This window comes from Niallia sp. RD1 (assembly GCF_024219955.1).
Classification (GTDB): Bacteria; Bacillota; Bacilli; order Bacillales; family Cytobacillaceae; genus Niallia; species Niallia alba.
The window spans coordinates 5,013,422-5,040,072 of record NZ_CP100420.1; the positions used below are offsets into that span (position 1 = coordinate 5,013,422).

The window sequence follows — 26,651 nt, forward strand, 5'->3', positions numbered from 1 at the left end:
TTCAACCTTAAGCGTTGATCTTTTCGATAACAACTTTAGTGTAAGGTTGACGATGACCTTGCTTTTTATGATAATTTTTCTTCGCTTTGTATTTGAAAACGATGATTTTCTTTTGACGGCCTTGTTTTTCAACTTTAGCTGTAACAGTAGCTCCTTCAACAACTGGGCTTCCTACTTTTACATTTTCTCCGCCAACGAAAAGAACTTTATCAAAAGTAACAGTGTCACCAGCTTCACCGTTTAATTTCTCGATGTAGATAGCTTGACCCTCTTCAACTTTGATTTGTTTTCCGCCTGTTTCAATAATTGCGTACATTAAACTGCACCTCCTTAATAGACTAAGACTCGCCAATGACAGGCGTTTTGCTAGAAGCAAAAGCTTAATTACCTGCTATGCGCGGTTGTAGAGCACGGGTGCTACAAACAACATTAAAATACTAACATGTTTAAAGGGTACTGTCAATGATATTCTCTATTAATAAACTTGAACCAACAATCATTTAACCATTCGAATTGTATAATCTGGTTTTGGAAATTCAGCTACTTCGATTTTTATTGCAAAACCTAATACTTCCTCTAACCGTTTTTTATGAATACTTCCTTCTCCGATAAAAAAATGATGGACGTCTTGCGCTGCTTTAATTTCCACAACCTCAATATCCCTATTCCGATATTCCCATAGCTCTCTTTCTAATTGAAAAGCCATACTCTCTGCACTCTTCACGAGTCCTGTACCTTCACAAACCGTACACTTACTTTGAATCGTTTCAGATAAGGACTTCATCGTTTTCTTTCGTGTTACTTGCAATATCCCTAGTGAAGTAAATCCAATTACTTTCGATTGTCTATTATCCGCCGTTAGTTCCTTCTCCATAATAGCAATAACTTTCTTTTCTTCCTCTACTTTCATATCAATAAAATCAATTAATATGATTCCGGATAGATCTCTTAATCTAATTTGTCTTGCTACTTCTTTCGCAGCAAGACTATTGGTCTGAAACACAGTATGCTCTAATTGATGCTTCCCTTCATATTTGCCTGTATTTACGTCTATAATGGTTGCAGCTTCTGCCTGGTCAATAATCATATAGGCGCCGTTGCTTAGCCACACAATTCTTTTCAACGCCTTCTCTATTTCCGTGTCTACATGATAATGAGAGAAAATCTCTTCATTTCCTTGATGATAGGAAACTGTTAAATGCGGGAACATCGTTTGCCATTGCTTTCGTTCTTCCACTCTATCTACAATGACTTCTCCCTCTTTCATTTGCTGAAAAAGATAATATAGCTGTTTCGTAAATTCATTATTTTCTTGTAAAAGCATTATTTTCTTTTGTGTAGCTCTTTGTTCCAAATCCTTATATTCCTGACGTAATACTTCCAGTTCCTTTATTAATTCTTCTTCTGAACAGTTTGCTGCAGATGTGCGAAAAATCAAGCCTTCCGCTTCTGATTTTATACGTATTCCAAAACTTCTTAAGTGTTTTTGTGAAGTGCTAGAGTTAATTTTTTTCGATACTGCTACGTATCTGCCATAAGGCATATACACAATATGTTCCCCAGTCATCTCAATAATGCCCGTTATTTTTGCGCCCTTTGGTCCAGCTGCATCTTTCATTACTTGAACAAGTACCCGTTCTCCTTGTTTAACATAGCTAGAGACACTTTTCTTCTTTTTCTCTTCTAAAGTCCCTTCGTTCCGGACAAAGGAAGCCATTTTTTCTCTCGGCAAATAGGCTCCTTTCCCTGCCCCAATTTCAACAAAGGCAGCATTCATTCCTGGAACAACTTTTGTCACTTGTCCCAAATAAATATTTCCAACAGTCGTTTTAAATTGAGGCTGCTGAACATATATTTTTTCTACTTTTCCATCTATTAGATAAACAAATCTATTTTCTCTAGTCTTCAGATTAACGATTACTTGATTCAACATCATACATCCTTTTTTATGGTTATCTTCTTATTTTAGCTTAGAAGAAATGTTTTAGTAAACTCAAGGACCTATTGATTTGAAATAAATTTCAAGTAACTATTTAACTGATAATTAAAAGCACTTTATTTTCCCCCTATGTATAGTCCTATAATACGTATAATATATCCTTTATCTTCGCTGTAACGTTCTTCTCTTTAAAATAGGCATGTAATAGCTCATTTTCATCAAGAATTGTATTTTCTTTGCCCTTTGTTTTTACGATTATTGGATGCTTACATCCTCGATGAAACCGTTCTAATACATCTAATAAATAGTCCTCTTCTTGGACTTCTAATGGCAGTAATTTTCGCAATTCATTTGTTTTTCCATAATATCGTTCCAGCAAAAATCGCATGAATAAGAATCTTCTTTGTTTCCATTCATAATAAATAGAGAAAAGTAAGAAGCTAATAATAATCCATGCATTTAAATTCGCTGGCATTATAAAGAGAACGATTAAAAGAAATAAAAAAACACCCATTATGGATAGATAAAGTGTTAATTTATGGGACTTAGGAAAGGACTTTTTTAGGGAAAATAAAAGAAACAGCAGTTTACCACCATCTAACGGCCATATCGGCAGTATATTAAAGAAAAAAATCATCATATTATATTGAATAAAGGTCTGATACAAGGAATCTGTCAAAATGCCTCCTTGCCATAAAAGAAAGCCTAGCCCAACAAGCCATATATGCTGCAAAGGACCAGAAAGAATCACGATTGCTTCCTCCCGTAAAGGTCTATTTCCATGTTCATCCATCTCTGCCACTCCACCAAAAGGTAATAAAGATATTTTCTTTATTCTCCATGAAAAAAAAGCAGCAGCAAACGCATGACCTAGTTCATGAACAAAAATAATCAGAATTAATAAACATAGTTCATAAAAATGGGCAGTCATTACCCCGATGGCAATGACAACCCATAATAGTGGATGGATATGAAGGTGCTTAAAGACGCTTACGAACCTATTCAATTTCAATCACCTGTAAAGGATCAATAAAGTCATCATTTTGCTTGATAGCAAAAAAGAATAAACCTAGTGCTTCATCTCCTTCATACCTTGAAGCATTTCCTACTTTTGTACCTTTTTTAATATTTTCATATAACTTTACATCCACCTCTTCTAAGTTGCCATACCAAGATTCGCTTTGATCACTATGCTTTATTACGACCGTTTTACCAAAGCCCTCTTTTTCGCCTATGAAAGTTATTTGACCCTCATTAAAGGATTGTACAGTTGTATCCGTTCCAGTTTCTATTGCGATTCTTTGCCCATTTTGTTGAAATTCCTCTAAAACTTTCCCTGAGGCAGATAAAGCATATTGCTGTAATTGCTCCGTATCTTGTTCTTGTCCTTTCTTTTCTGGCAAAAAGTCTAGTGGTTTACCAAATTGATCTTCATACCAATTAGAAACAACCATAAAATTAAATTCTTTGGACATTGCCTGTTTAATCTTATTTTCGACTTTTGCTAATTTTGTAGAAGGATGATCTACAATGATGGCGACAGCTAGAAAAAGAATAGCCGCACCTAAAATTTTCAACATAAATAGATCTTTTCGAAACAAAGGATGAATTTTTGTTGGGTAATTTTCCTCTTTATCAGCAAAATTATAGTCATAGCCAGCCTCTTCATCAGACCATAACACTCTGTTATCATTATTTTTTTCTATTCTTGCCCGTTCTTTTCTTCTTTTTTCGATTTTTTTTCTAACATCATCATTTCTTGACCCCATATACTCCTCTCCCCTAACCTACTTGTCCTCTTTACCCTATATTTATGTAAGGGAAGAACAAAGTATGCCTTTAATCAGGGAGGAAACCTTAATGAAAAGAATTCCAGTAATCACTTCTATTAAAACAGAAAAAATAAAAAGCCCTGCAAAGTTTTGTAAACAGCATTATTTATCCCACTCTTAACGGGCAGTATAACCCCCACTAATGGAAGTTTTTTTATTTCATTGTTACATTTAACATGATCCAAGTATAAAAGGCAGGAGCTTTTCCCTCCTATCTTTTATACTTTATCACATACGCATATTTATGTACGTATAGAAAAAATCAATTATTTTACTATCTTATCTTGCACCAAAGAATGTCTTAATTTTAGCGAAAACCCCTTTTGATTCCTCTTCTAAATGCTGTAAAGGAACGGTTTCACCTAAAATTCTTCTGGCGATATTACGGTAGGCAATCGCAGATTTGCTATTCGGATTTAACGCGATTGGTTCTCCGTTATTAGAAGCTCTAATAACCGCATCATCATCAGCAACAATTCCTAATAAATCAATGGAAAGATGACTAGTTACTTCATCAATATCTAACATATCCCCATTTTTCACCATATGATTTCTAATTCTATTGATAACAAGCATTGGTGGTTCCATTTGCTCTTCTTTTTCTAGTAAACCAATTACTCTATCTGCATCTCTAACAGAAGACACTTCAGGAGTAGTAACAACAATGGCCTTGTCTGCACCAGCGACAGCATTTTGGTACCCCTGTTCTATTCCTGCAGGGCAATCTATTATAATATAATCATAATCCTGTTTTAAACGAAGAACCAATTCCCTCATTTGATTTGGCCTTACAGCTGTTTTATCACTCGTTTGTGCAGCTGGCAACAAATATAAAAGATCATCAAATCGTTTATCCTTAACAAGCGCTTGATGAATTTTACATCTTTCCTCGACCACATCCACTAAATCATAAATAATGCGATTTTCTAATCCCATCACGACATCAAGATTTCGCAAGCCAATATCTGTATCTATTAAACAAACTTTTTTTCCCTGTAACGCAAGCGCTGTTCCAATGTTTGCAGAAGTGGTCGTCTTTCCAACTCCACCTTTACCTGATGTTATAACAATTGCCTCTCCCATCTTAATATCCTCCTTCCAATTTCAGCAAATTAGGTCTTAAATGTGGTAATACTTGTAATCTATCAATCTTAATGACACTGTCATTCACATATGCACATTCCATTTCTCTTGTTTTTTCAGAAGACGTATTCTCTATTTCCCTCTCAATAAAATGACTAATCCGGATTTGGGTCGGTTTCATAATTGATGCAGCTATCACCGCATCATCTTTACCATTATATCCAGCATGAGCTATCCCTTTCAACTGTCCCATGATATAGATATTTCCTCCAGCTATAACCTTGCCACCTGGATTTACATCGCCAATTAATAGTAAATCACCGGGCACTTCTAATATTTGACCTGATCGCACAATACTAGTTATGGATTTTACTTCATTTTGTCTTAGCCAATTTTCCGCCTCTGTCTTTGTTACTAAATTACTATTAATGGATTGAACAGTTAAATTTTGTTTTTCTTGAATTAAATGAACAATCTCTTCCTTTTGTTCATCTGTTACATATCTATTTCCAAGCTCTACTGTCACTTTTATATCACGGTTTTCATTATGCAGGCTGGAGCTTTCGTTTAATTTATACTGAAGTTCTCTTAATAATTCTTCATAAGAACAATTATCATACAAATGCAAGCCCAGTCCATTCTTCGTTCCTTTTATTGTTACTAGCTGCCTTTTTTTCATTTCAAGTTGTTCACCTCTGTAAGAAAAGCGTAAGCGTCTTCCCATCTCTCATACGGGACATAAAGACATACTACCCTGTTTTATCAAACATATTATTTATTTACTGCAAACAAAATTTATCTAGTGTAGAAGGGCAATAGACGCTAATGCTCGGATATCGTTATACTTATAAATCTTACTTTGCATAAAAAAGCGCAAACATCCTCATCAAACAATAAAGTATGATTCGAACGAGACCAAATATCATTAACGATACTTACGCTATTCGATTCAACCTGTTCATTTGATAGATGGTTGACACCTCTGCTAGAGCATTTACTGTTTTTCATAAATGCATTTGTACATGCAAAAATAAATTTTTACGTCTCCGTTCACTTATTAACAAGTCTTTCCATAAATACTCTGATATAAGATGAAGGACTTTAGACCTCTATTTCTATCCTTTTTAATATCATTCGACAAACACTTTTAAAATTCCTTTTCAAGCCAAATATATTTCTTAAAAAGACTGAAGACAAACAGTCACAAGGCAAATAAATTTCAGATCGAAGACAACCTACATGCCCAACCTGAAATTTATTTCCATTTTTCCATTCTTTCTAACTATATCATTCTTTTAACTCTGCTGCATACTTCTCAAATAAACGTTTATAAGGGTATGCGACAATCACGATAAATACTAAATTCAACCCTAAAGATGGCAAAAGTCTTAAATGCAAGAAACTCGCAAAATCAATGGTTGTCAGATTTATCACTTTTATCACTTGATAAACAATCATTTCTAAAGCAGAAACAGCAAGTAAGCTCATGACGGAAACAACGACAATATTACTATGGAAAATTTTCATTAATTTATTGAAAATATAAATGATAAAAGGGAATGCAAAAAAATAGATACCTAAAATTTCTGTATAAACAATATCAAAAAGCAGTCCAAAAACAAAGCCATAGAGAACGCCGACGTTTCTATTTCCATAAACGGAAAAGAAAAGTATGGTAATCAGCAAAAAATACGGTACGAAAATCCAATTTTTTCCGAATGGGTCTGTTGGTAGCAATTCGAGAAAAACACTTTCTAAAATAAACATGAATGAAATTAAACAGCCAATTAAAACTTTCCTCATTGTTCTTCCTCTTCAGGAGATAACGCTGCCCTGTCTACTACCATTACATGTTCAATATCATAAAAATCTGCTGCTGGCTTGATAAACACTTTTTTCTGAAGTCCATTTTCATCTGGCTCTACTTTTTCTACTGTTCCAATAGCTAACCCTTTCGGAAAGACTCCACCCATTCCTGAAGTCGTAACAAGCTGTCCTTTTTCCACTTTCAGACCATTTGGAACTTCTTCCCAAGTCATAATTAATTGCTTTGTTTCTTTATCATAATCAGCAATAATACCAAACACTTCTGTTTTACTTTTATTCTTTTTTTCGTCTTCTTTAGGCTGAATAAAAGCAGAAATACGATTAGCAGGATCTTCAGAACTAAGTAGCTGTACAGTTGCCGTATTAGGAGCCACTGATTTTATTTTCCCAATTAATCCAGCAGAAGTAATAACAGCCATATTTTTCTCGACACCATCGTTATCTCCTCTATTGATGGTAACTAACTCTGTCCATTGGGAAGGATTTCTACGAATTACCGTTGCTTTCATGAGCGTATAATCACTTAAAGATTCTTTTTCTTCCAATGTGTCCTGTAGTGCTTGTACATCTTTTTTGAGACCTTGAACCTGGTATTTAAGCTGAGCATTTTCCTCTAGCTTTGCCTTCAATTCTTTATTCTCTTTATATGTATCTTGTAATGACTTGACATTATCAACAAAACCCACCACAAAATGGGCAGGTCTAGATACAAGGGTTTGAACCCAGCCGGTTGTATCTTTTACGAACTGCTCCGGCCAGGTTAATTTATTTCGATCACTCAATGAAAACCCTATTAATGCCACGAGAATAATGATGCTAACAAGCAAAATAATCAGGCGTTTATTCATAAAAAACTGTGGCATGCTTATACACCTCTAATAAAATTATCGTGAATCTTTTGCTTTATTTTTGAATAAATGAATATGATCTAAAGCTTTACCAGTTCCAATAGCCACACAATCCAATGGATCTTCTGCTATAACAACAGGCATTTTTGTTTCTTCACTAATAATTTTGTCAAGATTTCGAAGCAATGCTCCACCACCTGTTAGAACAATTCCACGATCCATAATATCTGCTGCAAGTTCTGGAGGTGTCTTTTCTAATGTAACTTTAACTGCATCAACTATTGCTGCTACTGTATCTTTTAATGCTTTAGCAATTTCATCTGCAGTAATTTTGATGGTTTTCGGCAGACCTGTTAATAAGTCTCTCCCGCGAATATCCATATTTTCAATTTGATCTGGATTTCCAGCACTTCCAATTTCCACTTTAATACTTTCAGAAGTTCTTTCCCCAATCATTAAATTATATGTTTTGCGAATATAGTTAACGATTGCGTCATCCATTTCATCACCAGCAATTCGAATCGATTGACTAGTTACAATACCACCAAGAGAGATAATTGCTACTTCTGTTGTACCCCCACCGATATCAACTACCATACTACCAGTTGGCTCCCATACTGGAAGATTTGCTCCAATTGCAGCAGCAAAAGGCTCTTCAATCGTGTAAGCATCTCTTGCACCAGCTTGGCGTGTTGCATCGATTACCGCTCTTTCTTCTACTGCTGTAATCCCTGATGGTACACAAACCATAACATATGGCTTACCAGAAAAATAACCTTTATTCTTTGTTGCTTGCTTAATATAGTATTTCATCATCGTTGCTGTTGTTTCATAATCAGCAATAACCCCATCCTTCATTGGACGTAATGCTACAACATTCCCTGGTGTTCTACCAATCATATTCTTCGCATCGTTTCCTACAGCTACAATGCTCTTTGTATCTGTTTGCAGTGCAACAACAGAAGGTTCTCTTAGTACAATTCCTTTACCCTTTACATAAACTAGCGTATTCGCTGTTCCTAAATCAATTCCAAGATCTCTTGTTCCAAAACCTAACATAAATGTATCTCCCTTTCTGAAACTAATGCAATATTATAAAGTAGGTAGATATTCTCCTCTTTGTAATTATCCTCTTTGTAATTATCTTCTAAATGTTGCTTATCTTTATTTTGTCATGATTAGACATAATTAGCCAAAAAATCATAAATAATATTATAGCTTATATCACAAAAAAAGAACAGCATCAAACATAGCCTTTTTCTTTTAAGCTGATAAATTTATTTTCCCCAATTATGATATGATCTAGCAAATCAATCCCTATTATTTTTCCACATTCCACTAATCTTTTTGTTACTTCAATATCTTCTCTACTTGGAGAAGGATCACCAGATGGATGATTATGAAGACAAATTATGGAAGCGGCAGATCTTCTAAATGCTTCTTTATATACTTCCCGGGGATGGACAATACTTGCATTTAAACTACCAATAAAAACTACTTGCTTATGCATCACTTGATTTTTCGTATTTAAATACAAACAAACGAAATGCTCTTGTGATAGAAATCTCATTTCATTCATCATGTACTTCGCAGCATCTTCTGGTGATCGAATACAATATCTATCAGTGAATTCTAAATTAGAAACACGTCTACCCAGCTCAATTGCTGCCATCAACTGTATAGCTTTTGCTGTTCCAATCCCTTTTATTGCTTTTAACTCATCAAGGCTCGCATCCTTTAATAATCGGAGTCCGTCAAAATGTATTAAAAGCTTATTCGCTAACGTTAATACGGATTCATTTTTGGATCCTGTTTGAATCAATATAGCGATTAATTCATGATTTGCTAAGCTTTCTGGCCCCTGTTTAATAAAACGTTCTCTTGGTCGTTCATCATTTGGAAAATCTTTTATTAACAACGAATCCATTCTTTATTCGTTCCTCCCTTATCTTTGATTTTGGGAAGAAGAGAATTAGGGACCCTTTGATTTACTTAGGCAGATGGAAGCCATGCGCTTTCAATTCGCGTACCGTTCGAGAAATTGGAAGACCAACTACGGTGAAATAATCTCCTTTAATTTCTTTCACAAGCGTTCTGCCTACTCCTTGAATTCCATACGCACCTGCTTTATCAAATGGTTCCCCGGTGTCTAGATAATCGTGTATTTCTTCATCTGTTAATTCCCAAAATAACACGTCAGTTTTTTCATAAAATGTGGAACATATTCCATTTGCCATGATGGCGACACCAGTATATACAGAATGCGTTTTGCCTGAAAGCTCACTTAGCATGCGAGACGCATCCTCTCTCGAAGTAGGCTTTCCTAATATAACACCATCTAGACATACTACCGTATCGGCACCTAGAATAAATGAGTGTTGGTTATTCAAATAAATGGCTTCCACTTTTCTTTCCGCTAAATCAATTACAATTTCTTCTGGTGAAAGAGAAGGGTCAAAGCTTTCATCTACATTACTACTAGATATAACAAATGGTATTTGGAGTTCTTCAAGGAGCTCTTTTCGTCGAGGAGAAGAAGAGGCCAATATGAGGGTTTGCTTTAACATGATTACACCTACCTACTTATTTTCAAATTGAGAGATACACACTAATCCTATCAAAGAATCGCAGGATACACAATTTTGAAACTGAATTTTTTATCGAATAGTAAATAAAATGTAATATGACGAAATTTGTAGAAATATTTATAAAATTATTTTTTTACCTGAATTATTCACCGCAATCTAAAATTTTTAAGGATTTCATTAGATTAGTAATGCTAAGGTAAATTTGTACCAAGAAAATAGCCTAGTTAGAGAAGGTTTGAAACGAGTCTTAGGAGAAAACTGATTTTTAGACAGACTCCTCCCTTGGTACGGGTTCGATTTTTTAAAAAGGCTATTTAGTTGAATTTTAGCTGCTGCACCCGAGTCAGTACGTCCCAAAAGAAGCGTTCATAAACAAAGCTCGAGGACATTTTGAAATACAGTGAGCGTCCGGATCTCACCAATTTACTCGCTACTTTAATCAAACGTGTGCGAATCGTCTGAATTTGAATGCTTTTATAGGCAGCTGGAAAACTTAGTGTACGTAGCCAGTTTGTGAAGTTATAGGCAAGCAGACTTAACATCATCCGAGCTTCATTGACGAGGAAATGATGGCTTTTCATCTGATCCAAGCCAAAGCCATCTTTTGCTTCTTTGATGAAATTTTCCATTGTGCCTCGCTGTTGATAGGACGTGACAATCGCTTGAGGCGAAAAGCTTTCACCGAGACTCGTCACAAAAAAAGCATGTAAAAAGAATAGTTCACCTGCTGGGCGGGTCGATTGAATAACAATACGACGAGGCTTTGACCAAGACGATGCTTGATAAATAGATTCTTCCACATAGCTTTCTGTCACGGACACATCACGAATTTCATGTATTGGATGCAGTTCTTCCGCAAGTGCTTTTAACTTGGCGTTCGCTTTTAAACGAATGATATAGTATACCGATTCCTTTTCGCACAATTCATATAGCTCAGGCACCGCAAAGCCACTGTCCCCACGGACAAGATAAGACTTTTCAGGAAAAACTTCGTTATAGTGTTCGATGAGTGGGCGCATAAAATCCACTACACCATTGGAAGTATAAACGCTCCCCGGGCGCAATTGAGCTTTCAAGAAATCGCCGGTTAGCCCATCAAATGCGACAAGTGGATGGAAGCCCATTGTGCGATAATGCGCGTTGTAGGACGAATTTTCTTGATTTCCGTATGTATCGGCATGTGTTGAATCTAAATCAAAAATCAGTGTCTTGGATTGTCGGGCATGATGAACCCGATCAAGTAACTTCTGATTTGCCTCTTGAAGTTGGTCCAGTGCTTGCGTGTCAAAGCGCTTAAAAAATCGAGATAACGACGGTTGAGAAGCGAGTGCAGGGGTACCAAGAATTTGTGTAAAAACCGGATCATGTGTCAAACGGTCCGCTGCATCGTCCTCGTGATAGCCGGCGATGAGCTGATAGATTTTTTGACGAAGAAGTTGTTCGTTTTCATGAATACAATACGTGCGTGTATCCTTCAAACAAAGATGCTTGGCAATAGTTTGAGAAAAGCCGATTTTTTCATCAAACTCACGGAAGATCAATTCACCTGTGTCAGAAGAAAGTGCACCTCCATCATTGGATAATTTAATAGAACGATTGAAATGTAAAGGTTTTTGCGTTAAAGTTGTCATCATAAGAATCCTTTCTTTGGTATTTGTAAGTCGCAATAACCTTAACAGAAAAGGATTCTTTTTTCATCTTTTAAGTGAAAAAGAGAATCCCATTGAAAAGCCGATAAGTCAGCTTTTCAGTGGGATTTCGTGTTGGTTGGTGAATAATCTAGGTTTTATCCTAAAATAATATAAAGGAGCGTTAGTTTTTTAAACTTTACGCTCCCTCTTAAATTTTACAGCGCTACATAAGCGGCTAAATAGTTTAACAATTGCTGTTGAATTGCCTCTATCTCTTTCTCACTACTATTTTTCGTTAGTTTCATCGTAAGCTCCCCTCCCATGGCAAGATGGGTCGCCATTTTTTGAACCTTTTCATTCGAAAAATTAGAGATTTTTTTCTCCTCCACGATAGCGAGTGCTTTCTCTAACTTACTTTTCTCTTCCGTAGAAATGGATTTATCAAACTGAACACTTGTGACAATTTGAAGAATAGAATAATAAATGGCTGAAGAAGCTTCTATTACCCCCTTTTCTTCCTTAGACACATTCTCTATCTCATTACCATTAAAGACCATCTCTTTTGCATAAGTATCTTTTACTTGCTTTTGCCAAGCTTTTGCATTCTCCAAATTACTGACAACCCCTATTAAAAGGAACTGCTTTTCATCTATCGAGATAATTTGACTCGTTTTTCCTGCATCGGTTAATTTTTTTTGTTCGATTTTTGCTCGCTCTTCATTAGAGAAGACGCCTTTTTGAAGGACATAAGTAGTGATATCTGCTTTCGTGGCGATTTCCGTTGCAGCAGTAGCTTGTCCAACTTTGGAAGTATCGGAAGAATTATTGGCTGAAGCCGTTATATTTCCATTTGTTGCAGCGCTCTGATCACTACTCACCATATTTAATAAAATAAATCCAAAGCTCGTTCCCAAAATAACCGCAAAAAAAACGGCAAAGAAAATAGACGCAACGATTCCTTTCGGTAAGCTTTTTTTCTTACCTTCTTTTGCTTTACTGTTCTTTAATAATGCTGGCTTGTCCTTTTTAGTAAGAGGAGATTGAAAGGCAAATAAACTTTTTTCTTTATTTTTTGCTGGTGCTTCCTCTGGTTCCGGAAGAATCCAATCAAAACTTTCTTCTACCTCTGTTTCTTGACCGGCCGCTGACTCTTCCCTAAAATAATCTTTTTCTTTGTTCTCGTTATTTTGATCCTTATGAAAAACAGAAGGCTGCTTCCGCTCCACCGCTTCATCTGTATCCTTATTTTGGAATGGACGGTCTTTCCCGTTGATTTTAATCGTTATTGTTTTTCGATTCTCCGGTTTTTCACTCACTCGTCCTACCCCCATTTTCATTTATTTCGTTTATCCTATCATACAAATAAAAAAAAATAACAAGACTTTTGTCGTCTTGTTATAGAATGATTTCGTCAAATTCAGTTGTTGTTAGACACGATCTGACTTGGGGAAAGGTCCTTATATTGAATTGCTTGCTCTACTCCATCTTCCTCTGTACAAAGCTTTCGATTTTCCCCTTTTAAACAAACTGCAATAGCTATGTTATTTTGAATGGTTACATAACTTTTAGCAGAAGGAACTAGTTCGCGGTCTGTATCCGGATCATTAAATGTTCCCATATAACCACTTTCGACAAGTTCATGATAAGTAATTCTCTCTTTTGCACCCGTTCCACTAGTTGTTGCTTCTTTAATATAAAAATCAGTAGCTTCTTTCATATTCCATGCGTTTGCGATAAAAGCTCGATCACGCATATCTCCTATTACTTTCAGAACAGAAGGAATCGCTATCGCAGCTATTATGCCAAGAATGACAATAACAGCAAGCAACTCCTTTAGGGTTAGTCCCTTATCATTTAGTCTAGTTTTTAGCATTGCTAGACCCACCTTCTTTTTACGGTTCCACTATTCATCTTTACTATTTTCTAATGTTCCGGTATCAAAAGGATTCTTTCGTTCAGATACTTTAGGAGTATCTAATCGAGGAAGATCCTCTATTAAATCATTTAATGCTGGATAGTAATAAATAGACACTGTTAGTTCGAAGTCTATCACTTGATCACTTTCTTCAACTGATGTAATCTCTTTTGGCCCTGTAATGCTTAACGAATCAATAGTCATAATACGGTTGGAAGCTTCAATTTTTTCGATAAATCGCTCTAGTTCGAAATAAGTAGATGCTTCACCAATAATGTTGATTGAAGTTTGATGAATACCACTTGGAAGAACAATCTCTTCCGTATTTGTTTTTTCATCCGCGTCCTCATTTTCTTGCTTATTTGCATCACTGATTGCTTGATCGGCTGTAGTAAGCTCTCCATTTGTCACTTCTTCTGTGTCGGTTCCATTTATACTCATTTCGATAATATTCGTATCAGAAATAATCTCTGCTTTTTCTATTTCAAGGAGTGCCTGTTCTAACAAACGTTTCACAGGTACCTTTTTCTGCAACTCGATAGTGTTTGTATTTGCTTCTGAACCAGTCGTCTTTAGTTTAGATTCCAAAATATTCGCTTGTTGCTCTGCCATTTGCAACTCTGTTTTTTTCATATTTACGTCATTGTATAAAGGCATTAAATAGAAATAATAACTATATAAAGCTGCTAATACTAAGAGAATCATACTGAGAGAAAAGAATACGAGTGGCTTATGATCACTTAATCTCATGGGGAATCCTCCCCTTTTTCATTATCTTCTTTTTTCTTTTCCATTTCGTCTCGCAGCTTTGCTTTATTTAGTACAAATTCATAACTAGCAAAATAGCGTGGTTCCACTTCAGCTTGTTTCAAAATATCAATCGCTTGATCCACTTGATCGCTAATTTTATTTTCAAGTGTGTTTGTTGATTTCGCTTCCGTTAAAAGAGCCTCATCTACCCAGCTAATATCTAGTAAGGAATTTAAATAATAAGCTGCATCACTTTTTGTATCGAACTGTATAATCATACTTGTTGTAAGATCATCCGATACCTTTAATTCTTGAATAAAGCCTCTTTCGGGCAAGTTTTTTGTTAATTCTTGCAAGAAGAGAACATAATCCACTGATTGATTATTCGCCCAATTTATGGCTGACTCAAGGCTTTGGACAGACTCTGAATTTTTGTAGTTATCTAACTTCTGATTGTACGTATTAACAAGATTTGTCGTCATCTCTAACGAGTTTTCTGTTGCCTCTAATTCAGCCTTTTTGGTCGTAGACTGCCAGATAAATAAGCCTATTAATAATAAAGTAATCAATAAAGCTAGGATAACCCAAAGTAATTGTGACTTTCTCTTTGGTTCTTTTTTAGGAAGGAGGTTTATTTCTACTAACATTTTTACACCTCTTTTAATCCTAAACCAATGTTTAAAAGAAAACTTGATGGTATAGGCTTGTTAGAAACTGTTTGGTTCACTTTTAATGCAAGAACAGGAATATCAAAACGGTTCTCTATACTTTCTACAATCGTAGAAAGCCATGGATGGTCTCCTGCTATTACTAATTTTGTCACTTGTTTGTCGCCTTTATTTAAAGTATAGCGATAAAAGCTCATCACTTTTTCCAATTCTTTATAAACATCCTCAAGACCAATCCACATCTCAGCCTTATCACCTGTAAATGTCAGCTTTTCTTCTTGCAAAAGCTCATCTGTCGTAATGGTCCACTGTTGTTCATCGATTTCTAGTAATAAATGTCTCATCAATAAAGGATAATGTTCTTCAAAAATGCTGGCATTTACTGTTTTAATATCGATTTCCACTAGCGTCGCATTAAAATAATTCAACGCCTTCTAAAAATCTGAATTTTCTGTAATATAACCCAAGCATAAAAAAATCCTTTATACTGGTTGAGCGGTAGTAAACCATCCAAATCCAATACAAAGGACCATAAGCATGGATAAGTTTACACGAAAAACATCATTTGAACAATGGTTTACACCGATTTCTTCAACGAAATTAGAAGAATTAGTGGAAACCCATCATTTAAATTACTATACAAAGAAGCTACACATCACTTCATTCTTGAAATTACTCGTATTTGCACAACTCAACGAAATCGAAAGTTTACGTGCTGTCAGTGAGACATTGTTTTCAGACGACCTTCAAAAAGCAACGGATTTAGAATCGATTAGCTTTTCGCAATTAGGCCGCCGATTAAATCAAATTCCAACAGACGTGTTCCAGCACGTTTTTCTGGATTTAGTCGCTCAGATTCATGCGAAATCTCAATATGAGCAGCGCCGGAAAACGACAACACCGCTGAAAATCATTGATTCGAGTACGTTGCCACTCAATTTGAATAATCACAAATGGGCGGAGTTTCGCAAAACAAAATCAGGTATCAAGCTTCATTTGCGCCTTGTTTACGCAGAAAAAGGCTGTTCCTATCCTGATAATGCGGTGCTGACAAATGCGAAAGAACACGATCGTGGCCAGCTAGAGGTACTCGTTGACGACAAAGAATGCATGTACGTTTTTGATCGTGGTTACTTAGATTATGAGCGATTTGACCGCATGACCGATGATGGCTATTTCTTCGTCTCACGCTTGCGAAAAAATGCGGTCATTCGTGTCGTAGAGCCATTTAAACTGCCAATCGATTCAACTGTATTGTCGGATGAAATGATTCTGATCGGCACCACACAAAATCGTGCAGAAAATATCTTTCGCCTCATCAAAGTGCTCGATTCAAAAGGTAACGAACTGCATCTAATTACGAATCGATTTGATTTAAGCGCCGATGATATCGCTGAATTGTACAAATCGCGCTGGGCAATCGAGTTATTTTTCAAATGGTTGAAGCAGCACCTGAACATCAAAAAGTTCTACGCGCAGAGCGAACAAGGCGTACTGGCACAGCTGAACACGAACAGTTCAAGGACGTACTTACAAATTAGTCGCTTACTCAAAGCGGCACCATGGAAATCCGCTCATTTATGGCTACGAAAAATCGTAGGGAAAACCGTGCCCTAAAGAATTTCACAGGTCTGTTGCACTCGTCAAAGGTTATAGTAAAAAAATGGATGTTAACTACCTCTATTCAAATGTCTTTGTTTTTCTTCTCATGAGTAAAAACAAGAAAGCAGAAAATTCAGTCAAAATTTATGCAACACTAGTGATCGATTTCAACTAACATGATATTTTCATCAGCTTCCACTTTATTAGAATGAAAGAAGTAACGATAGAGTGCTAAAGCGGAAATATCGGCAGATTGCGGAGATAATTTTGCCTCTTCTAATAGATCTGCATATTGTGCAACACTTTCTTCAGGTGCAGCAAATAAAATAATTTGCTGTTTATTTTTTTCTTTTTCTTTCAACAAGTAATAATCAAAAACAGGTATCCTCGAATGGCAAATGGATCGATGTTCCAAGTTCCATATACAAATAACCTTTAATTTCATCTTCACTCACATCTTCTGGAATAGGAAGCTTTCGAATGACAATCGAAGAATCTGGAACTAAGAAGCGAACTTGTTTCTTCGATAGTTTCCATTCATCCATACATTCTTCTAGAATCCACAGAAAATTTTCGACATCCTGAATAGTTCCATCTTGAATCAATCCAGGCGGCAAAAAACGCTCTCCAAAACTTTGCACAGAAGCATCTTGGGAATTCTTCATTTCCACATATCGAATAACATGATCCTTTATCGTTAAGTTAACCACTCTCTTTTTGCCAAAATTAAAATTTAGTGCCATATTGAAAACTCCTTATTGTTACTAGATGGAGGAAGATAAAATCCCCTTCCAAAAGACCTTTTAGCTGTTTTAAAGGACAATGTTTAAGTACCATTGGATAATTGAATTACCAAAATAGTAAGCGATGAGTGTTCCTAGAGAAATATAAGGACCAAAGGGAATAGGTTGTTTCTTGTTCGATTTACCAAGAGCCATTCCGATAAGACCTCCGATTGTTCCTAAGAAAGTAGAAAGAAAAAAGGCAACAAAAAGTAACTTAATTCCTAAAACAAAGCCAATTACCGCAAAAAGCTTGATGTCTCCTCCGCCCATTCCCCCTTTTGAAACGATGGCAATAATGAGGAGAAGCGTAAATCCAACCACTGCACCAAGTAAAGAATTCCACCAAGGATGCAACGGGATGAAAAATCGTTCGATTATAAAAATAACCGAAAAAACCAGCAATACTTTATCAGGGATAATCATATATTTTAAATCAGCTACCGTAATAATGATAAACAAGGAAATCAGTGTCCATGATACAAACAGCTCGGAACTCCAGCCAAGCAGTAATGGACTTATGACAAAGAGAACACCCGTTAAAAGCTCAAATATAGGATAGAAGGGGGAAATCGATGCTTTACAGCATTTTGATTTCCCCCTTAATAATACATAACTTAAAACTGGTACAAGCTCCATCGCCGATAACGTTCGTCCACAGCTTGAACAATGAGATCTTGGCCTAACAATCGATTCATTTATAGGAACCCTTAAGCCAACTACGTTGTAAAACGAACCAAGGGTTATGCCGTATAGGAAGATTAGTAGGTAGATCATATGTTAAATATAACCTACTTTACTACAACTGTAGAAGTATCCTTGGGCATTAATATTTTTTATGGTAGCCCCTTTAAATTCAATAGTTTTTTTCCCTGCCTCAACAGGATCAGTAGTTAATTTAAATTCATTATCAGAAACATCGACACTGAAGTTCTTAATGGATAAATTATTTACATAAGAATTATCAATTTGAGCTTGAGTAATTTTACCACCCTCAATATTAGAAACATCATTCGCAGCAGCATAGTTTTTAGCTGCGTTTAAAATTGTTATGGCATCAGCTCTAACAGCATCTTCTTTTGAATTTTGAATTATCCCTGAAATACTAGGAATCGCAATCGCTGCAATAATTCCCAAAATTACAATAACTGCTAGTAACTCGATAAGTGTTAAACCTTTTTCATTTTTTATACGTTGTTTAATTAATTGACGCATGTATTTATCTCCTTTTAATTGTCATTTTTTGTTTTAAATCTATTACTATTATACTAGATAGATCGTTCTAATTATATCTTTTTTTCAATAAATCCCACTAGTGTTGCATTAATTTAATTTCACTATTAGGAATACTCTAAATGTTCAATTTTATCATTTTATGCAAAGAAAAAGTCCTTTATAATGGATTAGTCAGGTGGTAACCCGTCCAAATCCACTAAAAAAGGACCATCACATGGACAAGATTACACGAAAAACTTCATTTGGACAATGGTTTTCACCTATAAGATTGAGTCAAGTTTTTGTGGGAGTGTTTTATAGCTCCCCTTTTATAAAGTAATACTTCTAATTTTGTATCCGTTTTCTAAATGTTTTCTTTCATCAAAATTTCGTTTTTTTCTTTTTTAAAAACCTTTTAATCCCTGTAAGGCAAAGTGAACGGGTTTTCCAATCGCTTGATTTAAGTATGGCATGTTCTGACGCACGGTTTCTGTTACTAATTTTGTGGGTATTTTTCTTTTCGCTCGATGCTCTTTCTCTGATTTTTCCGTGGCTTTTTCCCATTTCCCATATATCGTTTGGATGGATAGGTCATCCTTCAATCCAATCCACAAGCGCGCCATGCTCATGACCCCTTTTTTGCTCCATGCTCTTCCATTCTTTAATCGTTTGGCTAATTGATTCATCATCGCCTCTGCACTTCCCATTGGACGATACGCTGTCGTGTCCACTCCTTTTTCCTGTAACCAACTACGGTAATCTTTTATGGTTTCCTGATGATGCGTTAAAAAGGCAAGGAAATGCTCTAGTTTTTCTTCTTTTTCTGGTGTATCCATTGTTCCTACTGCGCTATTCAACTCTAGAAGTAATGTTTCTACCTGGTAGTTTCTTAACGCTCTTTTCATGTAGCGGTATCGAGGATGGCTCTTCATTAGTTGCTTCATCGAACGAGCGACATGAAAACGGCGCGTTCCCGAAAATACTCCCGACATGCCGTTATCCAGCCTGCTCCATCACCATTAATAATAAGCAAGGTTTGGGTAGGATCATACGCATAATGATTCTGTAAGAACGTTTCAAAGGCTTCCCAAAAGGGTTCTTTTCCTTCATAAAGAAAATGCCTTTTATTTCGGAGCCTGATTCGCTTTCCGTTTTCTTTCCATCCCTCGTGTCCAGCGGCGAATTTCAACTCCCATCCACGCTTTTTCTTTTCTTGACTCTTCACATATAATCCATCTACTTCTACAAACAATACCTTTTGAAAAGGACGTTTTTCCTTAGCGGGAAGTACGCTTGTTTGAAGAAGATGTTGCCGTAATGCTTCGTGGCTCATCGCCGAATAGCCTAAAAATTGTTCGAACGTTTCCACCGCCTTTCGATAGGAGGAGCCATTCGTCGCTAGTTCTAACCCCCATTCTTCTAGTAGCGGACTAAATCCCTTATTCCCCTGAAACTGTAAATAGTGATCTAATAGACAAATATATTTTTTAGTCACACGATCAAAATAATAATTACGCTTCAGCTCCACAGCTCCAAACGCTGTATCTACTCGTATTTCTCGTTTATCACGTAAAGCAAATCTTCTTTTGTCTCGTTGCTTGGCAATCTCTTGATCCCAATTTTCTAACGTTTGAATAAGGATTTCTTGAAACGTCATTTGTAGTGTTCGAAATAAAGTTTTTTCCAATTCTTTTAATGATGGCATTTTTATGTTACATTGATTCATGAGAGCCTCTCCTTTTCGTAGTTTTCTAGTCAAACTCTACTTTACAAAAGGAAGCTCTCTTTTTTAATACTTAATTTTTTCCAGCTACCGCGCTTTCGCTTGGTGGCCTTTTTGTCTAGTTGGGGGACGAGTCCCCCAACTAGACAAAAAGGATATTTATTCTCCCACAAACATTTTACTCATACGTTTTCCATTTAGCCATTCATTAATCGTTTCACCAGTAAATTCAGGCATGCTATTTTGAAGAAGATAATCCAATGTCTGGATTCTTGACTTAAATTGTCCTTCTAGAGAAATAAAACGATTGACCTCATTGCTTGTTCCGACAACAAAAATTTCTTCTACATTTTCCTGAAAGACAGCAATAATAATTGACCTCATTATATCTCCAAAAGGATTAGAGATAACAGGACCAAAACATTTTATAGTCAGCATGTTTTCTGGCTGTATATTGGTTTCCTCTTTTATAATAGATTCCAATCCATCTCCAACATCCATCAAAAATAACACTTTTTTTGTTTTATCTAAAATCATCTCGTACCCTCCTTTGTTATGGAAACCGTTCTCTACCAATTCTCCCAATGGCCTTCTGGGCTAATACTTGCTAAACGGACCCAGCCATTTTGAACTTTTTCTTGAAATGCAGCATTATTTTGCAATAATCGCTCAACATAATTTTTGGGTGCCTGAATTATAATCAGTAAGCGAAGCGGTGAATGATATGCAGCTTGATCTGATTGCATAACAGACTGCCACGGTAAGCCCGTTAACAAGTCACTCGCATTCCCCTGCATAACACCAAGACCTGCTGTTACGGTTTGTGTTGCCTTATTGCCACTTCCATAATAATATGGAGCTACCGTTGATGCGTAATATTCTAGATTTATCCATTGTGTGACCGTTCCTGGGCCTGAAATAATATTATCTAAGATTTCTCCGCTTTCATCCTTCTGCCATTTATAATTATGAAGAAAGACTCTGCCTTCCAAGTCACAGCCATTTGTTAAATCACGTTGACCAATTATAAAAGCTGCATTACCAGCTAAGCCCCATTCAGGACGAATCACACTCCAATCCTCTGCTAGTTGATGGGCCTCAGACTGAGGATTTTTGCGTTGGGATGAGAAATGCGGTATTTTAGCTAAACGCTCTGTATTTGCCTGTTTGCTTACTCTTGGCAAAATGGCTTTAATCCGATGAAAAGCTTCTTGTGCTGATTTAGAAAGTTCTGGAATGTAAATCCAGTCTAATTCATTAACGGTTGTATTATGCTCAGCAGCTGCGAAAACCGTTTCTTTAGGAATGTCTATTCCTTCTAAGGACAATGCTTTTCTTACTTCAGGCAGGTTACACAAAGTTGCTAAGACTCTCGCGTTGAATCCACCTGAAGCCCCGCCACAGGCACCACAATCAAGAGAAGATGCATAAGGGTTATTTGTACTATGGCTTCCATGTCCACATATAACAACTAATGGGCTGAAATTCTCTGTTATCCCCATCATTTTTAATGCTTGTCGGGCATAATTAACTTTCTCTTCCTCGGTAAACCCAATTGGAATCCCGTTCTCTGTTTGATGAACATGATTAAGAACCAGTTTTGTATTTGGTTTACGTACCCAATTTTTGCGTAGATTATGAATGAAGCGATCGGCACTTTTTGGGACAAAACTGCGTGCGGCCATTTGGAGACTTAGCCAAGGACCACTTAATTCTGGTAATAGTAAGTTTGCAAGTAAATTCTGTTTCATCGATTTGAAAGTATCGCTAAAGGAATGAACGGTCTGCTGACGGTGTTGAAAGGCTTTAAGTTCATTCTCATCTGTACTCTCCATGATTTTATGCAATGGCTTTTGCATAATTGGCAAGGATGAGTGACTGTGTTCGCTTCCTAATTTATTCGTGGCTATCGGTACTCCAAAGAAACCAGCCATTCCTATTGTTTCAAATGGTCCCTCTTTTTCAAGCTGACGACGAAATGGCTCGGAGCGAACATCTATACAGAATACAAATTGTGCTAATGTTGTTGCCTTATCGTTTGTACTACATTGTTTCGCACTAATTTTTTGACTTAATTGTTCAGCATGTGTTTGCTCCCAAGCTTCCAGCCAGAGTTTTCTGCAAAGCTTCTCATCAAATTTTGCTGCAAATAACAAGTATTCTTGTTGTTGTGCACTAGACAACTGAGACCATTCCTCTAATGAAAGACTGCCCCAATGAATCAACGCTGCTAAAAGACCATCTATGGACTGATTATTTTCGTAGCTTTTCGGAATAAAAGGAAGCTGTGGATTGATAAGCACCCATTCTAAGGAAATTCTTACTGCTAAATATTCGGTTAGCAGGCTATTTTCCTCACTCGATTGTTTAGAACGCCAGAGCATCATTCCTGCCCATCCAGGCAAAGATAGTAAATGTGCTTCAAGATACTTCTGTTTTTCTAGTTCAGGAATAGAAAGAGCATTTAATCCTTTATTCAAGGCTATTTCTGCCTCTTTTGGCCACTTTTTTAAACTTTCACGTTGTTTTTTTGTAAGGGCAGGATCATAACTAATCAGCCGGCGCCAAGAACGATAAAAACCTTCCTCTCGATGTGGCATTGTCCAGGCAGCCTGCGACTCATCAAGATATAATTTACACCACTTAATAACATGGTAATCGAGTATATTGATTAAACTTTCCTTATCTTTACTTTCTAGATGAGAACTGATTGGCTGCACAGAAGAATAATGGAATGAATCTGAATGTTGCTCCCTATATTCTTCTGCTTTTTTCTTTAATTCATGAGATGAGAGCAGGCTGGATGGAATGGGTTCCAAATTTAATGCCGCATGGCAAAAACGCTCTGCCACATCTTGTGGGATATTAAAGGAATTGGATGCAAGCCATTGCTTTAGCTTCTGCTTAACAAATGCTTCCTTAATTTCTCCCTTTTTTTTCGCTGAAAGGATCATAGAGGCACTAGGATAAATATCAACATCACGAGTCTGTTTTAACCAATCTGCCACTTGATCAAAAGTTTGTTTTTCAAGACCCATCCACGGATGACAGGCTGCAAACGTAGAAATTGGCCACAGCGGTGCAATTACTTTGCTGGCAGCTTCAACATAACTCTTAATATCACCTTCTACAAAATCATCTGGCATATTTTTTTTGCTTGAACTAGCTTTTGTTAATACAGATGGAATACTCATCGCTCATTACCTCCTTTATGGTAATTGTTGTTTTAGATAGCTCGGATGACTTTCTACTGCTTTTGGCTTTGCTTCTCCTAATCTCACTAACCAAAGATATAGGACAGTAAAAAAGATGGACGAACGATTTCTAGAAGCAATCGCCCCTATCGCAGTGCCAACTAATAAAAGACAACCAACGATAATGACAACAGCTAATGGCGGCTGAGAACCTTTGAAAACAGCAGTCTGTAATATGTCATAGAAAAAATGATGGATAAAAGAATAAATAGCAGCGGTTCCCCCTACAAAAATTAAACCAACAATCCGGCCGATGCTCCCTTCTCCAAAAGCAACAAGCTGACGCCAAGAAATAGAAACAGACCAAACTAAAATTAACGAACTAATTATTTGATAGCCTTCTCTTGGTGCTTGGAGCCAAAAAACTAGCCCCACAGTAATGCTTAAAATCCACCCTGCTATCGTCCATAAAAAAGCAGGCTGTTTTTTTCTGTAATTAGACTCTTCCTTACGTCGCACTGCTGAACCCGACTGTAAAAATAGTGTCGCTTTGAATAAACCATGTAAAATAAGATGGATAATGGCAGCAACATATGCGCCTAAGGCACACTGAATGAGCATGAAGCCCATTTGCCCAATCGTCGAACCAACTAACTGACGTTTATAGTCAACTTGTACTAAACTAATTCCAGTACCAACCAAGACAGATATCCCGGCAAATAAAAGTAATAGAAGAGTTGGAGCTAAATCACCATTAAATAATGGGGAAAAACGAGTAAGCATGATTCCGCCTGCATTGACAATTCCTGCATGCATTATCGCTGAAACAGGTGTTGGTGCCACAACAGACTCTACTAACCATCTTTGGAATGGCCATTGAGCTGCTGGAATGATAACCGCTAGGACAATCAATAAATTAATTCCAGTTCTTTCCCATGCTGAAATTCCAACTGAATTTTCAATCGATAGAGCGGTTGATAATTGCCAAGAACCAGTACTGTGAGACAGCCAGATTGCTGCCAATAACAAGGACACCCAACCGATTAAAAAATGATAACCAGATACTTTAGAAGCCTCAGCAGCCACTTTCCAGCCATTATTTAATCTTATAAGCAAGGTTAATCCTGCAAGCGTTGCTCCCCAGAATAGAACCAGCAGTCGAAGATCTCCACTTAGCCAAGCAATGGAAGCGGCAGTTGTGGTAAAAGTGAAAAGGGTAAAATATTTGCGATAAGATCGATCTCCCATTAAATAGCGGATTGAAAAACGTTGAACAATTAAACCGATGGCAAGGACAAAAAAAGTCATCAGCCAAGCCAAGGAATCCATATGAAAAGGACCTGCATTTTCTATTCCATTCGGATTCATAAGTGCGATTAATGCGATCAAAGGCGGAAAAGACACTATCCAGATATGAACCCTTACATAGCTTAATGGCACTTTTGGATGCAAAAATAATAGTCCACTCAGCATCGAAACAATAATCATCATAAAAAACACTAACAGTAATGATGGCATACTGTGCAAAAGAAACATTTTAAAAACTCCTTTAACTAACTTACTTCAAAAAACCTTTAATTTTGCCAATAAAAAAGCCGACAATCTTTTAAATTCACCATGATCTGCAATCATGAGAAAGTAAAAAATTGTCGGCTTCCCTTCAACTAATTACATCGAATTGTTTGAAGAGCTACCTCTATATGGTTTTATATTTTCATTTAATTTATAAAAGACACTCGTACAATAATTTAGGTTACTTATTTATCAAATCACTTTTGCTTATTTTATTAAGTTACTTTTTCATTCAGTCAATATCATTATTAAAAGAATGCTAAAGTCTTAATTTTTAAGCGAAAATTAACTTATAACTAAGTATCAAACTAACTATAAGATATGCTAAATTTTTATATTTGTCAATAAGAAAGCCTAATCTCCAAAGAAAAATCAAATTAGTTTATAGCAGATGGGAAAAAATTTTTCCAATCATGTTAAAAAAGAATTCTCATTCAAATGGCCATTTATTATCTTCTACCAGCTAAATAATACTTAACACTTTCATTCATTAGTAATTTGATACATAATTAGTATAGTCTATAATTTCCCGAAAGGATCGGTATCATGCTCCGAATCGAACTTATTTGTCACGAAATCAAACGTTTAATGGATGATTATTATAAATGTGAAAATGCCCAACTTAAAAAGCAAATACATAGTGATATTAAACTTTTAAGCAACGTTCTCTATCTTAGCGACCTGCCTGATGAATATCATGAAGCAGTGCAGGAAAAGAGAGAAACCATTTAGCCTATGCCTACATTATTTTGAAATTCACTTTATACTGCTGGAAATAAACAAAGAAGCATCTTGATTCATAAAAATATGATTACCTTGATAAAATGTTTTCCTTTTCATTGAATGAAAACCAACTTCCGACAATATTTCATTTAATTCTTCTTCTGTAAAACCGTTATGTACTTTAGGATGGTTTATTTTATCATTTTTATCAAAGTCGATGATAATTAATTTGCCATCCTGATTTAATATTTGGAATAACGCTTGTAATATCTTCTTTGTATTTGGGATATGAAGAAGAACTAAAGACATTAAAATAACATCTGCCTTTAAATTCGGGGTGTCTTGCGTAAAATCAGAATATAGTATATCTGCATTCGTAATTCCTCTATTAGCTATTTTTGCTTGGGCAGCCTCCAGCATCTGTTCGGATGAATCCACTAACAAAATCGAAGCTACCAAATCCGTTAACTCTAGACTAACGAGACCAGTGCCGCTCCCATAGTCCATTAAAGATTGAGGTGTACTGTTTGCTAATTCTCTTCTTACTTCCTTCACAATCACATTAGCTAGGTTTCTTCGATCTTCTGTATCATATCTTTTGGCCAGCTGTTCAAAAACATTCGCTTCCATTTTCCACTCTCCTAATTTGAGATTAGCTATTATATCAACTATCTAATGTCTATTATTTAATTTAACTTGTACGATAAGAATGCTCAATCTTCTTTACTTCTACTCGTTAAAGAGATTGACGATGAAATT

General features: G+C 36.2%; 27 protein-coding genes, 1 pseudogene and 1 other annotated feature. Of the genes and pseudogenes, 2 read left to right on the plus strand and 26 right to left on the minus strand.

Going from position 1 to position 26,651, the window contains the following annotated elements; all coding sequences use genetic code 11:
• Window positions 1-7 precede the first annotated feature (7 nt).
• From rplU to NKG37_RS24280, 17 genes are all read right to left on the minus strand, one after another.
• Window positions 8-316 carry a 50S ribosomal protein L21 gene (rplU, locus tag NKG37_RS24200; RefSeq protein ID WP_016201698.1) on the minus strand — a complete coding sequence of 103 codons (309 nt, stop codon included), beginning with the start codon at window positions 314-316 and terminating at the stop codon, window positions 8-10.
• Between the two features lie 15 nt (window positions 317-331).
• Window positions 332-413: a sequence feature (ribosomal protein L21 leader region), on the minus strand.
• Between the two features lie 83 nt (window positions 414-496).
• Window positions 497-1,930, minus strand: a complete 1,434-nt coding sequence (locus NKG37_RS24205) for an Rne/Rng family ribonuclease (RefSeq protein ID WP_254415463.1) — start codon at window positions 1,928-1,930, stop codon at window positions 497-499.
• A gap of 148 nt (window positions 1,931-2,078) precedes the next feature.
• The gene (locus NKG37_RS24210; RefSeq protein ID WP_169188895.1) at window positions 2,079-2,945 is read right to left on the minus strand and encodes a M50 family metallopeptidase; all 867 of its coding nucleotides are present in this window, start codon (window positions 2,943-2,945) and stop codon (window positions 2,079-2,081) included.
• A complete protein-coding gene (locus NKG37_RS24215) occupies window positions 2,938-3,708 on the minus strand; it encodes a M23 family metallopeptidase (RefSeq protein ID WP_254415464.1) in 771 nt (256 codons plus the stop codon). Before NKG37_RS24215 ends, NKG37_RS24210 begins: the two co-directional genes overlap by 8 nt.
• 342 nt (window positions 3,709-4,050) lie before the next feature.
• Entirely contained in the window at window positions 4,051-4,854 is an 804-nt protein-coding gene (gene minD, locus NKG37_RS24220; RefSeq protein ID WP_016201703.1) for a septum site-determining protein MinD, read from the minus strand.
• A gap of 1 nt (window position 4,855) precedes the next feature.
• Window positions 4,856-5,533, minus strand: a complete 678-nt coding sequence (minC, locus tag NKG37_RS24225; RefSeq protein WP_016201704.1) for a septum site-determining protein MinC — start codon at window positions 5,531-5,533, stop codon at window positions 4,856-4,858.
• 608 nt (window positions 5,534-6,141) lie between these two features.
• Window positions 6,142-6,657, minus strand: a complete 516-nt coding sequence (gene mreD / locus NKG37_RS24230; RefSeq protein WP_016201705.1) for a rod shape-determining protein MreD — start codon at window positions 6,655-6,657, stop codon at window positions 6,142-6,144.
• Window positions 6,654-7,544: a rod shape-determining protein MreC gene (gene mreC / locus NKG37_RS24235; RefSeq protein ID WP_101730738.1), complete on the minus strand. Its 891-nt coding sequence runs from the start codon at window positions 7,542-7,544 to the stop codon at window positions 6,654-6,656. The genes mreD and mreC overlap by 4 nt, the downstream gene beginning before the upstream one ends.
• Before the next feature lie 21 nt (window positions 7,545-7,565).
• Window positions 7,566-8,588 carry a rod shape-determining protein gene (locus tag NKG37_RS24240; RefSeq protein ID WP_016201708.1) on the minus strand — a complete coding sequence of 341 codons (1,023 nt, stop codon included), beginning with the start codon at window positions 8,586-8,588 and terminating at the stop codon, window positions 7,566-7,568.
• A gap of 184 nt (window positions 8,589-8,772) precedes the next feature.
• A complete protein-coding gene (radC, locus tag NKG37_RS24245; protein WP_254415465.1) occupies window positions 8,773-9,456 on the minus strand; it encodes a RadC family protein in 684 nt (227 codons plus the stop codon).
• A gap of 61 nt (window positions 9,457-9,517) precedes the next feature.
• Entirely contained in the window at window positions 9,518-10,096 is a 579-nt protein-coding gene (locus NKG37_RS24250) for a Maf family protein (RefSeq protein ID WP_254415466.1), read from the minus strand.
• Between the two features lie 335 nt (window positions 10,097-10,431).
• Window positions 10,432-11,748 (minus strand): IS1380 family transposase, encoded by a 1,317-nt coding sequence (locus NKG37_RS24255; protein ID WP_254416399.1) that lies wholly within the window; start codon window positions 11,746-11,748, stop codon window positions 10,432-10,434.
• A gap of 215 nt (window positions 11,749-11,963) precedes the next feature.
• Window positions 11,964-13,064, minus strand: coding sequence for an SPOR domain-containing protein (locus NKG37_RS24260; protein ID WP_254415467.1), 1,101 nt, complete (start codon window positions 13,062-13,064; stop codon window positions 11,964-11,966).
• Between the two features lie 101 nt (window positions 13,065-13,165).
• Complete coding sequence (locus tag NKG37_RS24265) at window positions 13,166-13,621, minus strand: prepilin-type N-terminal cleavage/methylation domain-containing protein (RefSeq protein ID WP_254415468.1); 456 nt, start codon at window positions 13,619-13,621, stop codon at window positions 13,166-13,168.
• A 30-nt stretch (window positions 13,622-13,651) separates the two neighbouring features.
• The gene (locus NKG37_RS24270) at window positions 13,652-14,413 is read right to left on the minus strand and encodes a pilus assembly protein PilO (RefSeq protein WP_254415469.1); all 762 of its coding nucleotides are present in this window, start codon (window positions 14,411-14,413) and stop codon (window positions 13,652-13,654) included.
• A complete protein-coding gene (locus NKG37_RS24275; protein ID WP_254415470.1) occupies window positions 14,410-15,060 on the minus strand; it encodes a fimbrial assembly protein in 651 nt (216 codons plus the stop codon). Before NKG37_RS24275 ends, NKG37_RS24270 begins: the two co-directional genes overlap by 4 nt.
• 2 nt (window positions 15,061-15,062) lie before the next feature.
• A complete protein-coding gene (locus NKG37_RS24280) occupies window positions 15,063-15,509 on the minus strand; it encodes a type IV pilus biogenesis protein PilM (RefSeq protein WP_205835634.1) in 447 nt (148 codons plus the stop codon).
• 109 nt (window positions 15,510-15,618) lie between these two features.
• On the opposite strand from NKG37_RS24280, the gene NKG37_RS24285 reads away from it, so the two are divergent.
• The gene (locus NKG37_RS24285) at window positions 15,619-16,698 is read left to right on the plus strand and encodes an IS4 family transposase (protein WP_254415471.1); all 1,080 of its coding nucleotides are present in this window, start codon (window positions 15,619-15,621) and stop codon (window positions 16,696-16,698) included.
• Between the two features lie 139 nt (window positions 16,699-16,837).
• Here NKG37_RS24285 and NKG37_RS24290 read toward each other — a convergent pair whose 3' ends face one another.
• From NKG37_RS24290 to NKG37_RS24325, 8 genes and pseudogenes are all read right to left on the minus strand, one after another.
• Entirely contained in the window at window positions 16,838-17,047 is a 210-nt protein-coding gene (locus NKG37_RS24290) for a type IV pilus biogenesis protein PilM (protein ID WP_169188904.1), read from the minus strand.
• A gap of 7 nt (window positions 17,048-17,054) precedes the next feature.
• Window positions 17,055-17,426, minus strand: a complete 372-nt coding sequence (gene pilM, locus NKG37_RS24295; RefSeq protein ID WP_169188905.1) for a type IV pilus biogenesis protein PilM — start codon at window positions 17,424-17,426, stop codon at window positions 17,055-17,057.
• A 69-nt stretch (window positions 17,427-17,495) separates the two neighbouring features.
• Window positions 17,496-18,242: a prepilin peptidase gene (locus NKG37_RS24300; protein WP_169188906.1), complete on the minus strand. Its 747-nt coding sequence runs from the start codon at window positions 18,240-18,242 to the stop codon at window positions 17,496-17,498.
• A 3-nt stretch (window positions 18,243-18,245) separates the two neighbouring features.
• Window positions 18,246-18,680: a prepilin-type N-terminal cleavage/methylation domain-containing protein gene (locus NKG37_RS24305; RefSeq protein ID WP_169188907.1), complete on the minus strand. Its 435-nt coding sequence runs from the start codon at window positions 18,678-18,680 to the stop codon at window positions 18,246-18,248.
• Between the two features lie 404 nt (window positions 18,681-19,084).
• A pseudogene (locus tag NKG37_RS24310) lies at window positions 19,085-20,406 on the minus strand (ISLre2 family transposase).
• A 156-nt stretch (window positions 20,407-20,562) separates the two neighbouring features.
• Window positions 20,563-20,940 (minus strand): carbonic anhydrase, encoded by a 378-nt coding sequence (locus tag NKG37_RS24315; RefSeq protein ID WP_224428517.1) that lies wholly within the window; start codon window positions 20,938-20,940, stop codon window positions 20,563-20,565.
• A 32-nt stretch (window positions 20,941-20,972) separates the two neighbouring features.
• Window positions 20,973-23,597: a DUF2309 domain-containing protein gene (locus NKG37_RS24320; protein ID WP_254415472.1), complete on the minus strand. Its 2,625-nt coding sequence runs from the start codon at window positions 23,595-23,597 to the stop codon at window positions 20,973-20,975.
• Between the two features lie 15 nt (window positions 23,598-23,612).
• Window positions 23,613-25,133 carry an NADH dehydrogenase subunit 5 gene (locus NKG37_RS24325; RefSeq protein WP_047940241.1) on the minus strand — a complete coding sequence of 507 codons (1,521 nt, stop codon included), beginning with the start codon at window positions 25,131-25,133 and terminating at the stop codon, window positions 23,613-23,615.
• 582 nt (window positions 25,134-25,715) lie between these two features.
• Here NKG37_RS24325 and NKG37_RS24330 point away from each other — a divergent pair.
• The gene (locus NKG37_RS24330) at window positions 25,716-25,901 is read left to right on the plus strand and encodes a hypothetical protein (RefSeq protein WP_095321409.1); all 186 of its coding nucleotides are present in this window, start codon (window positions 25,716-25,718) and stop codon (window positions 25,899-25,901) included.
• Between the two features lie 24 nt (window positions 25,902-25,925).
• Here the strand turns inward: NKG37_RS24330 and NKG37_RS24335 are convergent, their stop codons facing one another.
• A complete protein-coding gene (locus tag NKG37_RS24335; RefSeq protein WP_224428514.1) occupies window positions 25,926-26,522 on the minus strand; it encodes a class I SAM-dependent methyltransferase in 597 nt (198 codons plus the stop codon).
• Window positions 26,523-26,651 lie beyond the last annotated feature (129 nt).

Bases quoted from the DNA above. Each gene is read 5' to 3' on its own strand.
- rplU (WP_016201698.1), bottom strand. From the start codon at position 316: ATGTACGCAATTATTGAAACAGGCGGAAAACAAATCAAAGTTGAAGAG.
- NKG37_RS24215 (WP_254415464.1), bottom strand. From the start codon at position 3,708: ATGGGGTCAAGAAATGATGATGTTAGAAAAAAAATCGAAAAAAGAAGA.
- minD (WP_016201703.1), bottom strand. From the start codon at position 4,854: ATGGGAGAGGCAATTGTTATAACATCAGGTAAAGGTGGAGTTGGAAAG.
- minC (WP_016201704.1), bottom strand. From the start codon at position 5,533: ATGAAAAAAAGGCAGCTAGTAACAATAAAAGGAACGAAGAATGGACTG.
- mreD (WP_016201705.1), bottom strand. From the start codon at position 6,657: ATGAGGAAAGTTTTAATTGGCTGTTTAATTTCATTCATGTTTATTTTA.
- mreC (WP_101730738.1), bottom strand. From the start codon at position 7,544: ATGCCACAGTTTTTTATGAATAAACGCCTGATTATTTTGCTTGTTAGC.
- NKG37_RS24240 (WP_016201708.1), bottom strand. From the start codon at position 8,588: ATGTTAGGTTTTGGAACAAGAGATCTTGGAATTGATTTAGGAACAGCG.
- radC (WP_254415465.1), bottom strand. From the start codon at position 9,456: ATGGATTCGTTGTTAATAAAAGATTTTCCAAATGATGAACGACCAAGA.
- NKG37_RS24250 (WP_254415466.1), bottom strand. From the start codon at position 10,096: ATGTTAAAGCAAACCCTCATATTGGCCTCTTCTTCTCCTCGACGAAAA.
- NKG37_RS24255 (WP_254416399.1), bottom strand. From the start codon at position 11,748: ATGACAACTTTAACGCAAAAACCTTTACATTTCAATCGTTCTATTAAA.
- NKG37_RS24265 (WP_254415468.1), bottom strand. From the start codon at position 13,621: ATGCTAAAAACTAGACTAAATGATAAGGGACTAACCCTAAAGGAGTTG.
- NKG37_RS24270 (WP_254415469.1), bottom strand. From the start codon at position 14,413: ATGAGATTAAGTGATCATAAGCCACTCGTATTCTTTTCTCTCAGTATG.
- NKG37_RS24275 (WP_254415470.1), bottom strand. From the start codon at position 15,060: ATGTTAGTAGAAATAAACCTCCTTCCTAAAAAAGAACCAAAGAGAAAG.
- NKG37_RS24285 (WP_254415471.1), top strand. From the start codon at position 15,619: ATGGATAAGTTTACACGAAAAACATCATTTGAACAATGGTTTACACCG.
- pilM (WP_169188905.1), bottom strand. From the start codon at position 17,426: ATGGCACTAAATTTTAATTTTGGCAAAAAGAGAGTGGTTAACTTAACG.
- NKG37_RS24300 (WP_169188906.1), bottom strand. From the start codon at position 18,242: ATGATCTACCTACTAATCTTCCTATACGGCATAACCCTTGGTTCGTTT.
- NKG37_RS24305 (WP_169188907.1), bottom strand. From the start codon at position 18,680: ATGCGTCAATTAATTAAACAACGTATAAAAAATGAAAAAGGTTTAACA.
- NKG37_RS24315 (WP_224428517.1), bottom strand. From the start codon at position 20,940: ATGATTTTAGATAAAACAAAAAAAGTGTTATTTTTGATGGATGTTGGA.
- NKG37_RS24320 (WP_254415472.1), bottom strand. From the start codon at position 23,597: ATGAGTATTCCATCTGTATTAACAAAAGCTAGTTCAAGCAAAAAAAAT.
- NKG37_RS24325 (WP_047940241.1), bottom strand. From the start codon at position 25,133: ATGTTTCTTTTGCACAGTATGCCATCATTACTGTTAGTGTTTTTTATG.
- NKG37_RS24330 (WP_095321409.1), top strand. From the start codon at position 25,716: ATGCTCCGAATCGAACTTATTTGTCACGAAATCAAACGTTTAATGGAT.
- NKG37_RS24335 (WP_224428514.1), bottom strand. From the start codon at position 26,522: ATGGAAGCGAATGTTTTTGAACAGCTGGCCAAAAGATATGATACAGAA.